A 12254-nucleotide genomic window follows, 5' to 3' on the forward strand; every position below is an offset into this window, starting at 1 on the left:
GAGCTGCCGTGCGACAGCTCCGAAAACTTTCGAAACAACAACGCGTGAGCCGCACCATAATGAGCCCCCGTTCGGGGCGTCAAGGCCTGTATTCCAGGATGTTATCGACCGAAAATTTTCGATCCGAGGGTTCCCCGAACGCCCCCGCTGGCCGTACCGTGCGTGCATCAGGCACCGAGGCCGGAGGAGGCTCCCTGACCGGACCGCGTGTGTCTGCCGGCGGGCGGCAGACCGAACGAACCACGCTCGCGCAGATCGCCGCGTCGGCCGGCGTGTCGGTGGCCACCGTGTCCAAGGTCGTCAACGGCCGCCATGACGTCGCGGAGGACACCCGCGCGCTCGTCGAGGAGCTGCTGCGCGCGCACGCGTACGTGCCGCCGTCGGCCCGCCGGCCGGCGGGCGCGGACGCGACGGTCGAGCTGATCGTCCACGGCGGGTTCGGCGCCTACGCGATGGAGGTGATCCAGGGGGTCGTGCACGCGGGCGCGGAGGTGGGCGCGTCGATCGTGATCGGCCAGGTGGACGACGAGCATCTCCCCGCCGGAACGCCGCAGGGGTGGGCACGCCGCCTCGCCACGAGCGGGCGGGCCGGGGTCGTCATCGTGACCGGGGCCCTCACCAGCGCCCACATCGACGCCCTTGCGGTCACCGGCCTGCCACTCGTCGTCCTGGACCCCATGAGCCTCCCCCGGGTCGAGGTCACCAGTGTCGGCTCCACGAACTTCGCGGGCGGGCTGGCCGCCACCCAGCACCTGCTCGGTCTCGGGCACCGGCGCATCGGCTACGTCGGCGGGCCACCTGGCTCGGGCTGCAACCAGGCCCGCCTGCACGGGTACCGCGCCGCGCTGGAGAGCGCCGGGATCGCCACCGACCCCGACCTGGTCCACAACGCGCACTTCCACTACGAGGTGGGGCTGCACGCCGGTCTGCGCCTGCTGGACCTCCCGCATCGGCCCACCGCCGTCGTCGGCGGAAGCGACACCATCGCGCTGGGGATCATCGAGGCCGCCCGACTGCGCGGCCTGCGGATCCCGCAGGACCTCTCGGTCACCGGCTTCGACGACACCGAGCTCGCCCGCATGGCCTCTCCCCCGCTCACCGTCATCCGCCAGCCGCTGCGGGAGATGGGCCGCGTCGCGGTCAAGACCGTGATGCGGATGGCGGCAGGCGAGTCGCTCGACTCGCACCACGTCGAGCTGGCGACCGAGCTGGTCGTCCGCAGCACCACCGCACCGCCGGAGAACTGAATCCGGCGTCACCGCCGCCGATGGCCGGCGGCCTCGATCCGGAGCATCTGGATTCCGCCCCGCTGGAAGCGGTAGGGCACGTCCCGAAGCTGTGAGTTGTGGCCGAGCGCCCGGAGCTCGGCACGCAGGGCGTCGAGGAATCCCACCGGCTCCCCGGTTCCCTGCACGACCACGGGGAAGATCCGGACCTCGCGACGCGCCACGCGCACGAGTTCGGCGAGGGCCCGGCGATGCCAGTGCTCGTCCAACCGGTCGGCCCACGTGAACAGCAGGTGCGAGCACAGCACCAGATCGACGCTCCCGGAGGACAGCGGCAGGTGGGGTAGGGCGCCCGCGACGTACCGCTCGGGGCGGCCTTTCAGGTCGGCGAGGAAGAGCTCGGCCGCCGCCCTCCGCATGTCCGCACGCCGGCCGGGAGTGCCGTACCAGCCCCATTCGAACCGGTCCGCGTTCCGGTCGATCATCCGATCGCCCTCGTGGAGAGCCATCCGCACCCGCACGGCGAGTTCCTCGCGACCCATCGCGTAGGCGGGGTCGACGGCGAGGATCCGGCCATCGGTCTCGGCCGCGAAGCTGGACCCGCCCGCACAGCAGTCCAGCACCGAGCCGGTGAGATCGTCGGGGGCGAGGTCGAACATCGCGCGGTACTCCGCGCCCGACCGGGAGGTGACGAGCACAGCACAGTCATTGCAGCAAAGCCACTTTCACGCAACGAGGTTGCATGAAAGTGGCATTGCCGCAACGGGCTCAGACGCCCACTCGCTCCCTCGGCGGCTCGGGTGGGGTCGGCGTGCGGCCCTTCCGCAGCTTCCCCACTAGCGGGAACAGGAGCAGGGCGGCGATCACCAGGTACACCACGACCGACAGGGGCGTGGAGACCAGCGTGCTGACGTCGCCGTTCGCCAGCTGCAGGGCGCGGCGCAGCTGCAGCTCCGCGTCCGGTCCGAGGATCACGCCGATGATCGCCGGGAGCACCGGGAGGCCGTAGCGCCGCATGAGGAACCCGACGGCGCCGATCGCGAGCAGCACCAGCAGGTCGACGGGCTGACCGCTCACCGCGTAGGCGCCGACGCAGGCGAAGAACAGGATCCCCGCATACAGGTACGGGCGGGGCACCCGCAGCAGCTTCGCCCACACCGGCGCGAGCGGCAGGTTCAGCACCAGCAGCAGCACGAGCCCGATGAACAGGCTGGCGATGAGCGTCCAGACGAGGTCCGGCTCGTTCTCGAACAGCAGTGGGCCGGGCTGGATGCCGAACTGCTGGAACGCCGCGAGCATGACGGCGGCGATCGCGGTGGTCGGCAGGCCGAGCGTGAGCATCGTGGCCATCGTTCCCGCCGACGACGCGCTTGCCGCCGCCTCCGGGCCCGCCACGCCCTCGATCGCGCCCTTGCCGAACTCGTCGCGGCGCTTCGAGAGCCGCCGCTCCGTCACGTACGCCATGAACGTCGACATCTCCGCGCCGCCGGCCGGGATCGAGCCGAACGTGAACCCGATGAACGGGCCGCGCAGCCACGGCTTCCAGGTGCGGCGCAGGTCGTCGCGCGAGAGCCACGGCCGCCCGACGGGGATCGGCCGGTCCACGGTGCGCCGCAGGTGGGCGGCTACCCAGAGCGCCTCGCCCACCGCGAACAGCCCGACCGCCACGATCACGACGTCGATGCCGTCGGCGAGCTGTGGGATGCCGAAGGTCAGGCGCGCCTGGCCGGTGAGCGGGTCGAGCCCTACGAGGCCGATCGTCAGGCCGATCGCGAGTGCCGCGTACCCGCGGACCCGGGAGCTGCCGAGCACCCCGGAGACGGCGACGAACGCCAGCACCATGATCGCGAAGAAGTCGGGGGCACCGATGTTGACGGCGACCGATGCCACCAACGGCGCCAGCAGCACGAGCCCGAGCGCACCCGCGATGCCGCCGATGAAGTGCCCGATCGCGGCGGCGGCGAGCGCCTGAGCGCCGCGTCCCGCCCTGGCCATCGGGTTGCCCTCGATCGCCGCCATCACCGACGCGCTCTCGCCGGGGGTGTTGAGCAGGATCGACGTCGTCGACCCGCCGAACATGGCCCCGAAGTAGATGCCGGCGAAGAGGATGAACGCGCCCGTCGGGTCGAACGCGTACGTGACGGGCAGCAGCAGCGCCACCGCCATCGCCGGCCCGATGCCGGGCAGCACGCCGATCGCGGTGCCGAGCAGCACGCCGATCGCCGAGAACAGCAGGTTGGCCGGCGTCAGTGCGTGGCCGAAACCCTCGAACAGGAGGGTGAGGTTCTCCATCACGTCAGATCAGCCCCATGAGCGGTCCGCCGGGCAGGTCCACGCCGAGCAGCGCGTCGAACACGAGCCACGTCGTCAGCGAGACGCCCGCGGCGATCAGGAGGTCGCGTGGGAACGCACGCGAGCCGAGCGCGTATGTCGCGCCCCAGAACAGCACGGTCCCGGCGATCGGCCAGCCGAGCAGCGGGATCAGCGCCGCGGTCGCGACGATCACGCCGGCGAGCATGAGCACCGTGCGCTTGTCGGCGGGTACCGCGAGGTCCACATCCTCGCCTGCCTCGGCCTCCCCGTGGCCGCCGCGCAGCACGTCGAGCGTGAGCAGCACGGCGAGCAGCAGGAGCAGGCCACCCAGCAGGAACGGCACGGCGTTCGGGCCGAGCGGGTCGGAGGCGTTGCCGGAACGGGGCGCGGTCAGGACGTCGGCGAGCACGAGAACGCCTGCCGCGAACAGCAGGGCCGACACGCCCAGCTCGGAGCGCTCACGGAGCCACGGAACGAGCGTGTTCATGCCACCAACCCCAGGTTCCGCAGGACACCGGCGACGCGGTCGTTCTCGGAGTGCAGGAACGCCGCGAAGTCGTCGCCGGGCAGGAATGCGTCCTGCCACCCGTTGCGCTCGAGGGCTTCCTTCCACTCCGGCGACTCGCGCAGCGCGGTGAACGCCGCCACCAGCTCGGCGCGACCTTCGTCGGACAGGCCCGGCGGCGCGACGATGCCGCGCCAGTTGGCGAACTCCACGTTCACGCCCGCCTCCTTCAGCGTGGGCGCGTCGACGCCCGGCACGCGCTGCGCCGCGGTCACCGCCAGCACCCGCAGCTCGCCCGCCTCGATCTGGTCGGCGTACTCCGACAGCCCGGAGACACCGAACGCGACCTTGCCGCCGAGCACCGCGGCGAGCAGCTCGCCGCCGCCGTCGTAGGAGACGTAGTTGACGGCGCGCGGGTCGATCCCGACGCCCTCGGCCATGAGCATCGGCGCGAGGTGGTCCGGACCGCCCGGGCTGGACCCGCCGCCGACCGGCACCGCGCCCGGGTCGGCCTTCCACGTCGCCAGGAGGTCGTCGAACGTGCGCAGCGGCGAGTCCTTGCCGACGACGACGATCTCGGTCTCCTGCGTGAGCCGCGCGATCGGCGTGGTGTCGGTGAGCGTCGCGGGCGAGTCGTTGGTGTAGACCGAGCCGACCACGCCGAGGCCCATCGACATGACGAGCCGGTCGTTGCCGCTCTCGTTGACGGTGCGCCCGAGCCCCACCGTGCCGCCTGCGCCGGGCAGGTTGAAGACCTCCACCGCGCCGGTGAGCCCGGCATCCTCCATGGCCTTGGCCGCCGTGCGCGCCGTGATGTCGTAGCCACCGCCGGGCGCGTTGGGCACCAGGAACCGCAGGCCACGCAACTGCGTGCCGTCGCCGCCACCGGTGAGCCCGCCGACCGCCGGCGGTACCAGCAGCACCGCGGCGAGCGCCACGAGCACTGCGACCACACTCCGGGTCCGCATGTGTTTCCCTCTCCGTCGAGGTATGTCGTGGCGCACATCGTGAGCTGCGGCGACGCCGCTGTCTGCCTTGGTCGCACATCGGTCGTTGTGGTCGTTGTGGTCGTGAGACCCTCCGTCACGTGGCACGGACGCTGGCGCGGCAGTTCCTGGGCTGGCAGCTCGGGATCGTGGGGCTGTTGCTCGTCGCCGTCACCGCGCTCGCGGTGGTCCAGTCGGACGCCGCGTTCCGGGAGACGCAGGGGCGGCGGATGCTGTCGGTGGCGGAGGACGTGGCGGCCACGGCGGGTGTGCGCGAGCGGCTGGCCGCTCGCGACTACGGGCCGATTCCCGCGCTCGGCACGAGCGCCCGCAACCTCTCCGGCGCCGACGAGATCGTGATCGTGGACGCCGATCTGATCGTGCGCAGTGCCGCCGACCCGGCGCAGGTCGGTGAGCCGTTCCCGGCCGGGGAGAGCACCGCGCCGGCCGGGAGGGCGTGGGTCGGCAACCCGGACGGGCGCACGGTCGTGGCGCACGTGCCGGTGCTCGCCGACGACGGGCGCGTCGTCGGGCTCGTGGCCGCCCGGGTCGAGGCGCCACCGCTGCTCACCGGGCTCCTCGCCGCGCCAGGGCCGGCCGCGGCGCTGGTGGGGGTCGCGGTCGTGCTCGGGGTGGCCGGATCATTGCTGCTCGCGCGGCGCGTGCGCCGGCAGACCCTCGGCCTGGAGCCCGCCGAGATCGTGGAGCTGGTGCAGCGGCGCGAGGCGATGCTGCTCGGCGTGAAGGAGGGCGTGCTCGGGCTGGACCGGGCCCACCGGATCACGCTGCTCAACGCCGCGGCGCGAGAGCTGCTCGGGATCGACGCCATCGGCACCCGGGTGGACGAGCTCGGCCTTGACGACCGGCTGTGCGACGTCCTCACCGGCAGGGCGGCCGGCGCCGACCAGGTGGTGCTGCACGGCACCCGGGTGCTGGTGCTCAACCGGATGCCGGTGGTGGTCGACGGCGCGGCCGTCGGCGCCGTCGTCACGCTCCGGGACCGCACGGAGCTCGCGGCGCTCGAGAACCGCCTGGACGCATCCCGTCACGTCACCGACACGCTGCGGGCGCAGGCGCACGAGTTCACCAACCGGCTGCACACGATCTCCGGGCTCACCGAGCTGGGCGAGCACGAGGAGGTGCGGCGGTTCGTGGCGGGGATCGTGGCCGGGTCCGACCAGTGGCGCCGCGAGGTCACCGGGAGCGTCGGGGACGCCGCGGTGGCCGCGCTGCTGGTGGCCAAGGCGAGCCTCGCCACCGAGCGCGGGGCCGAGCTGCGGCTCGCGCCCGGCAGCCGGCTCGACGCCGTCGACCCGGCGCGCGACCCGGCGCTCTCGGCCGACCTGGTCACCGTGCTGGGCAACCTCGTCGACAACGCCCTCGACGCCGCGGGCCCCGGCTGGGTCGAGGTGGGGCTGACGACCGAGGATGAGGCCGTGCGCGTGACGGTCCGCGACTCCGGCCCCGGCGTGGCGTCGGAGCTGGTCGAGGAGGTGTTCCGGCACGGCTTCAGCACCAAGGCCGCCGAGCACGACACCGGTGGCCGCGGCCTCGGGCTGGCGCTCGCCCGCCAGGTGTGCCTGCGCCGGGGCGGGACGATCACCCTGCACAACGAGGGCGGCCCCAACAACGTCGGCGCCGTGTTCACCGCCTGCCTGCCGCTGACCTCGAAGGTGCCTGCATGATGCGGGTGCTCGTCGTCGACGACGACTTCATGGTCGCCCGCGTGCACAGCGGCTACGTCGCCCGGATCCCCGGCTGCGAGGTGGTGGGCGTCGCCCACACCGGCGCCGACGCCGTGCGGCTCGCCGGCGAGCTGCGGCCCGACCTCGTGCTGCTGGACGTCTATCTGCCCGACCGATCCGGGCTCGAGGTGCTGCGCGAGCTGCGCACCGGCTCCCCCGACGACCCGTTCGTCCTCGTGATCACCGCCGCCGACGACCCGGACACCGTGACGGCCGCCCTCCACGGCGGCGCAACGCACTACCTCGTGAAGCCGTTCGACGCTGCCGCGCTGCGCGAGCACGTGGAGCGGGTGGCGCGGGTGCGCGGGCGCCTCGCAGGCCTGCAACGGGCCGCGCAGGACGACATCGACAGCGTGTTCGGCGGCCGCCACGGCGGCACGACCCGGCTGCCGAAGGGCCTGACCGCGCCCACCGCGCAGCTCGTGGAGCAGGTGCTGCGCGTGCACGACGGTGACCTATCCGCGGCGGAGTGCGCCGAGCTCACGGAGCTGTCGCGGGTGAGTGCGCGCCGATACCTCGAGCACTTCGTCGCCACCGGCGCGGCGACCGTGCGCCTGCGCTACGGCGGCACCGGCCGGCCCGAGCGCCGCTATCGCTGGAGCGCCTGATCGGGATCTGTCGTATGGTCCGAACCAGTCATCAGACAAGCAACACGAAGAGCAGGACGCGGCTGAGGGGGCGGCGTGCTTCGACGACGGGACTTCCTGCGCGCGGGTGCCGGCGCACTCGTCACGGCGGGCCTCGCGGCCTGCGGCCGCTCCGGCGGCGGGGCCGACGGCGACCTGCGGCTCGTGCTGAGCAACCACGTGTGGAGCACCGCCATCCGCGAGCGGATCGGCGAGTTCGAGGACCTCGCCCGCCGGCGGGTGTCCATCTCGCTGATGACGGCCGACCAGGTCTCGTCCACATACAACGTCAAGCTCAACGCCAGCGCACCGGACATTGACGTGATGATGTACCGGCCGCTGCAGGAGCAGCTGCTCTTCGCGCGCAACGGCTGGTTCGCCGACCTCACCGACCTCGTCACGGGCGACGCCGGGTACAACTGGGCCGACATGCAGGAGGGAGCCCGCGAGCGGGTCACCAACGCCGGCCGCGTGTTCGGGGTGCCGACCGTCACCGAGCGGGCCACGCTCTACTACCGCCGCGACCTCGTGCCCGACGGCCCGCCCGCCACGCTCGACGAACTCTTCGCCACGGCGGCGCGGCTGCACGACCCCGCCGCCGGCCTCACCGGGTTCGCCGGGCGTGGCCAGCGCAACTTCGCGGTGAGCCAGTTCTCCAGCTACCTGTACTCGTTCGGCGGCGACTTCGTCGTCGACGGCCGCTCCGGCATCGCCTCGCCGGAGGCGCTCGCCGCCTACGAGTACTACGGGAGACTGCAGCGCGAGGCCGGGCCGCTCGGCGTCACCAACATGAGCCTCGAGCAGATCACGCCGATCTTCGCCCAGGGCAAGGCGGCCTTCGTGATCGACGCCGACTCGGTCTACAAGAACTTCGTCGACCCGAAGACCTCGCTGGTGGGCGACCGCACCGGCTTCGCTCCCTTCCCGGCAGGGCCCGCGGGCTCCCGGCCGTACAACATCGCGTCATGGGGTCTCGCGATCAACGCGTTCTCGGAGCGCCGCGACGCCGCGTGGGAGTTCCTGCGCTGGGCGACGAGCCCGGCCACGGTGGTCGCGCTGCAGCGCGCCGGTGTCCCCGGCGCGCGGACGTCCGCGTGGCAGGACCCCGAAGCCGGGGCGGCGTTCCCGGCCGACCTCGCCACCTCGATGGAGGCCGGTACTGCCACCGGCGTGCCCCGCGACCGGCCGGACGTGGTGCAGGTCGGGCGCGCCCGCGACATCGTCGGCCGCCCCATGGTGGCCGCCATCCTCGGCGAGGACGTCGTGGCGGCGGCGCGCGACGCCTCGGACGAGTTCGACGACTTCCTCGCCCGCGACGCTCGGCAGCGCCGGATCTGACGGGGAGGATCTAGTGGCTCGCACCCTGGAGCAGGAGAAACGCCGCCTGAAGTGGACGATGATCGCCCCGGCGGTGGCGTTCATCGGGCTGATGGTCGTGTTCCCGCTGGCCTACACGGCGTGGCTCAGCCTGACCGACGCGTTCGGGGCGGTGAACGCCGATACGCGCTTCCTCGGCCTGACCAACTACGCCGACGCGCTGGGTGACACCCGTCGGTTCTGGCCTGCGGTGGGTCGCACGGCGGTGTTCACCGTGGCCGCGGTGGCACTGGAACTCGTGCTCGGGCTGGCGCTGGCGATGCTCCTGCGCCGCCCGTTCCGCGGGATGCGCTGGATGCGCACAATCCTGATGATCCCCCTGCTCGCCACACCGGTGGCCGTCGGCGTGGTGTGGCTGCTGATCCTCGACCCGACCGTCGGGATCGCCAACGCGCTGCTCGGCCTCGTCGGCATCCCGCCGCAGCCGTTCCTCGGCTCGGCGGCGCAGTCGCTGCCCACGCTCGTGCTGATCGACGTGTGGCAGTGGACGCCGATGATGACGCTCCTGCTGCTCGCCGGCCTCACCACGCTCCCCGAGGAGCCGGAGGAGGCGGCGCTCGTCGACGGCGCCACTGCCTGGCAGCGGTTCCGCCTCGTCACGCTGCCGATGCTCGGCACCACGATCGTCACGGCGCTCGTGCTGCGCAGCGTCGACGCGCTCAAGACCTTCGACCTCATCTACGCCACGAAGGGCGCGGGCGGTGGGTCCAGCTACGAGGCCGAGACACTCAACGTCTACGCCTACGGCATCACGTTCGACTACTCGGAGTACGGGCTCGCCGCGGCCGTGCTCGTCCTGTTCACCGTGCTGATCATCGGGATCGTCGTCGTCCTCAGGATCCGATCGGAGAGGGCCGGATCATGACCGCCACCCTGTCCCGGCCCACGGCGGCCACCCCCGTGCGGCGTGCCGTCGATCCGCGCAAACGCCGCCTGGAGCGGATGCGGCTGGCGGCGATCACGCTGGTCAGCCTCGTGTTCGCGCTGCCGCTGGTCTGGATGGCGCTCGGGGCGTTCAAGACCAACGTCCAGATCAGCAACACCGCCGACGCGGTCGTCTTCACCCCCACGCTCGACAACTTCCGCACCGTCTTCGACCAGGGCGTGTTCCTCCCCGCGATGGTGAACTCGATCATCGTCGCGGTGGTGTCGACGGTGCTGTCCGCGCTGATCGCGGTGCCGGCGGCGTGGGCGATCGGGCGGTTCGGGATGAGCCGGGCCGGCGGCTGGGTGCTGATCGCCCGCATCATCCCGGCGATCTCGCTGCTGGTTCCCTGGTACTACGTGTTCGCGCGGCTGGAGCTCGTCGGCGGCTACGCCGTGCTGGTGCTGAGCCACATGTTCGTCTCGGTCCCGCTGATCACCTGGATCATGATCGGCTTCTTCGAGGGCCTCCCGGTGGAGCTGGAAGAGGCCGGCCGCGTGGACGGGCTCTCGGCGTTCGGCGCGTTCCTGCGGATCTCGCTGCCGCTCGCCACCGCCGGAACGGCCACCGCGTGCGTGCTCGCCACCGTGTTCAGCTGGAACAACTTCATCTTCGCGCTGATCCTCTCCGACGAGAACACGAAGACGCTCCCGGTGGCCCTGTTCAACTTCATCTCCTACGCGAGCGTCGACTGGGGCGGGCTGATGGCCGCCTCCACGCTGATGAGCGTCCCGGTCGTGCTCGCCGCGGTGTTCGGGCAGCGCTACCTCGTCGCCGGTCTCACTGCCGGCGCCACCAAGAGCTAACCAAGGCGAGCTAACGGAAGGATCTCCATGCGGATCGCCGGCGCGGACGTCATCGTCACCTGCCCGGGACGCAACTTCGTCACCCTCGAGATCACCACCGACGACGGCCTCGTCGGCTACGGCGACGCCACCCTGAACGGGCGCGAGCTCGCCGTGGCGAGCTACCTGCGCGACCACGTCGTCCCGCTGCTCGCCGATCGCGACGCCCACCGCATCGAGGACACGTGGCAGTACCTCTACCGCGGCGCCTACTGGCGGCGCGGCCCGGTGACGATGGCCGCGATCGCCGCCGTCGACGTCGCGCTGTGGGACATCAAGGCGCAGGCCGCGGGCATGCCGCTCTACCAGCTGCTCGGCGGGGCGAGCCGCACCGGGATCATGGCCTACGGGCACGCACGCGGGAGGGACGTGCCGGAGCTGCTGGACTCGGTACGGGCGCGCCGCGACGAGGGCTTCCGCTCGATCCGGGTGCAGTCGGGCGTCCCCGGCCTGGACACGATCTACGGCATCGGGAACCCCCTGGATCGGACCGGGCTGCCGTCCGAGGAGGTCTGGGACACCCGCGCCTACCTGCGCCACCTCCCGACGGTCTTCGAGGCCGTCCGGAACGAGTTCGGCCCCGAGCTCCCGCTGCTGCACGACGTGCACCACCGGCTCACCCCGATCCAGGCGGCCAAGCTCGGCAAGGCCCTCGAGCCCTACGACCTGTTCTGGATGGAGGACTGCACGCCGGCCGAGAACCAGGAGGGCCTGCGCCTGGTCCGCCAGCACACGACCACCCCGCTCGCCATCGGGGAGGTGTTCAACACCGTCTTCGACTACCAGACCCTGATCCGCGAGCAGCTCATCGACTACGTCCGCTCCGCCGTGACCCACACCGGCGGGGTCACCGCCATGCGCAAGCTCTTCGACTTCGCCGCGATCTACCAGGTGAAGTCGGGCATCCACGGGCCCACCGACATCTCCCCCGTCGGGATGGCAGCCGGCCTGCACCTCGACCTCGCGATCCACAACTTCGGCATCCAGGAGTTCGCGCCCCACACCGCCGAGACCTACGAGGTGTTCCGCCGCTCCTACACGTTCTCCGACGGCTACCTGCACCCCGGCGAGACCCCCGGAATCGGCGTCACCCTGGACAAGGAGGCCGCGGCGAAGTTCGAGTATCAGCCCGCCTACCTGCCCGTGAACCGCCTGCAGGACGGCACGGTCCACGACTGGTGAACCTTTTTCACCGCTTCCGCAGCCGGTCGGCCTGATCGCCGCCCACCTCGGTGGCGCGGCGCAGGTAGCGCTCGATCACCGCGAGCTCATCGTCCGTGAAGTCGTCGAGCGCCTCGGTGAAGGCCCTGCCGGGCTCGTCCCACACGGCTTCGAGTTCGGTAGCTCGCCGCGGGCTCAGCGAGACCAGCGACTTCCTCCGGTCCTGCGGGTCCGGTCGCCGGTCGACGAGACCGGCCCGCTCCAGCCGGTCCACCAGCCGGGTGGCGGAGCCCGATGTCAGGCCGGTTAGCCTCGCGATGTCACCGGTGGTGAGCGGTTCGGGCTCGAGACCGAGCAGGCTGACGCACTGCACGTCCGTCGGGTGCAACCCGAGCCGGTCGGCGAGGCCCTGGTTGAACAGGGTGTAGGCGGCATGGTGCCGCCGTGCGGCCGTGGTCACCGCCGCAAGAAGATCCCCACGATTCCCGTTTGACACGGCCTCTCAGCGCTCCTAGCTTTTACCTGCGTCACACAGCTACTGCGTC

Annotated in this window: 12 protein-coding genes; 7 read left to right on the forward strand and 5 right to left on the reverse strand. The window is 71.9% G+C overall.

Annotated elements, in window-relative coordinates; genetic code table 11:
- The first annotated feature begins 209 nt into the window (after positions 1-209).
- Positions 210-1247 carry a LacI family DNA-binding transcriptional regulator gene (locus K1T35_RS27875; protein ID WP_255620802.1) on the forward strand — a complete coding sequence of 346 codons (1038 nt, stop codon included), beginning with the start codon at positions 210-212 and terminating at the stop codon, positions 1245-1247.
- An 8-nt stretch (positions 1248-1255) separates the two neighbouring features.
- Here K1T35_RS27875 and K1T35_RS27880 read toward each other — a convergent pair whose 3' ends face one another.
- From K1T35_RS27880 to K1T35_RS27895, 4 genes are all read right to left on the reverse strand, one after another.
- On the reverse strand, positions 1256-1924 hold the full coding sequence (locus K1T35_RS27880) for a methyltransferase domain-containing protein (RefSeq protein WP_220254782.1): 669 nt from the start codon (positions 1922-1924) through the stop codon (positions 1256-1258).
- Positions 1925-1994: 70 nt separating this feature from the next.
- Positions 1995-3518 carry a tripartite tricarboxylate transporter permease gene (locus tag K1T35_RS27885; protein ID WP_220254783.1) on the reverse strand — a complete coding sequence of 508 codons (1524 nt, stop codon included), beginning with the start codon at positions 3516-3518 and terminating at the stop codon, positions 1995-1997.
- A 4-nt stretch (positions 3519-3522) separates the two neighbouring features.
- Positions 3523-4026, reverse strand: a complete 504-nt coding sequence (locus tag K1T35_RS27890; RefSeq protein WP_220254784.1) for a tripartite tricarboxylate transporter TctB family protein — start codon at positions 4024-4026, stop codon at positions 3523-3525.
- Positions 4023-5012, reverse strand: coding sequence for a tripartite tricarboxylate transporter substrate binding protein (locus K1T35_RS27895; RefSeq protein ID WP_220254785.1), 990 nt, complete (start codon positions 5010-5012; stop codon positions 4023-4025). Before K1T35_RS27895 ends, K1T35_RS27890 begins: the two co-directional genes overlap by 4 nt.
- A gap of 119 nt (positions 5013-5131) precedes the next feature.
- Here K1T35_RS27895 and K1T35_RS27900 point away from each other — a divergent pair, with 119 nt between their 5' ends.
- The 6 genes from K1T35_RS27900 to manD all read left to right on the forward strand — a co-directional run bounded on the left by K1T35_RS27900 (position 5132) and on the right by manD (position 11730).
- Positions 5132-6715: an ATP-binding protein gene (locus tag K1T35_RS27900; RefSeq protein ID WP_255620803.1), complete on the forward strand. Its 1584-nt coding sequence runs from the start codon at positions 5132-5134 to the stop codon at positions 6713-6715.
- The gene (locus tag K1T35_RS27905) at positions 6712-7383 is read left to right on the forward strand and encodes a response regulator (protein ID WP_220254786.1); all 672 of its coding nucleotides are present in this window, start codon (positions 6712-6714) and stop codon (positions 7381-7383) included. Before K1T35_RS27900 ends, K1T35_RS27905 begins: the two co-directional genes overlap by 4 nt.
- 75 nt (positions 7384-7458) lie before the next feature.
- Positions 7459-8739, forward strand: coding sequence for a sugar ABC transporter substrate-binding protein (locus K1T35_RS27910; protein WP_220254787.1), 1281 nt, complete (start codon positions 7459-7461; stop codon positions 8737-8739).
- Between the two features lie 13 nt (positions 8740-8752).
- Positions 8753-9643 carry a carbohydrate ABC transporter permease gene (locus K1T35_RS27915; protein WP_220254788.1) on the forward strand — a complete coding sequence of 297 codons (891 nt, stop codon included), beginning with the start codon at positions 8753-8755 and terminating at the stop codon, positions 9641-9643.
- On the forward strand, positions 9640-10509 hold the full coding sequence (locus tag K1T35_RS27920; RefSeq protein WP_220254789.1) for a carbohydrate ABC transporter permease: 870 nt from the start codon (positions 9640-9642) through the stop codon (positions 10507-10509). The genes K1T35_RS27915 and K1T35_RS27920 overlap by 4 nt, the downstream gene beginning before the upstream one ends.
- A 27-nt stretch (positions 10510-10536) precedes the next feature.
- The gene (gene manD / locus K1T35_RS27925; protein ID WP_220254790.1) at positions 10537-11730 is read left to right on the forward strand and encodes a D-mannonate dehydratase ManD; all 1194 of its coding nucleotides are present in this window, start codon (positions 10537-10539) and stop codon (positions 11728-11730) included.
- 7 nt (positions 11731-11737) lie between these two features.
- Here manD and K1T35_RS27930 read toward each other — a convergent pair whose 3' ends face one another.
- On the reverse strand, positions 11738-12169 hold the full coding sequence (locus K1T35_RS27930) for a MarR family winged helix-turn-helix transcriptional regulator (RefSeq protein WP_220254791.1): 432 nt from the start codon (positions 12167-12169) through the stop codon (positions 11738-11740).
- Between the last annotated feature and the right edge of the window lie 85 nt (positions 12170-12254).

This window comes from Pseudonocardia sp. DSM 110487, from assembly GCF_019468565.1.
GTDB lineage: Bacteria > Actinomycetota > Actinomycetes > Mycobacteriales > Pseudonocardiaceae > Pseudonocardia.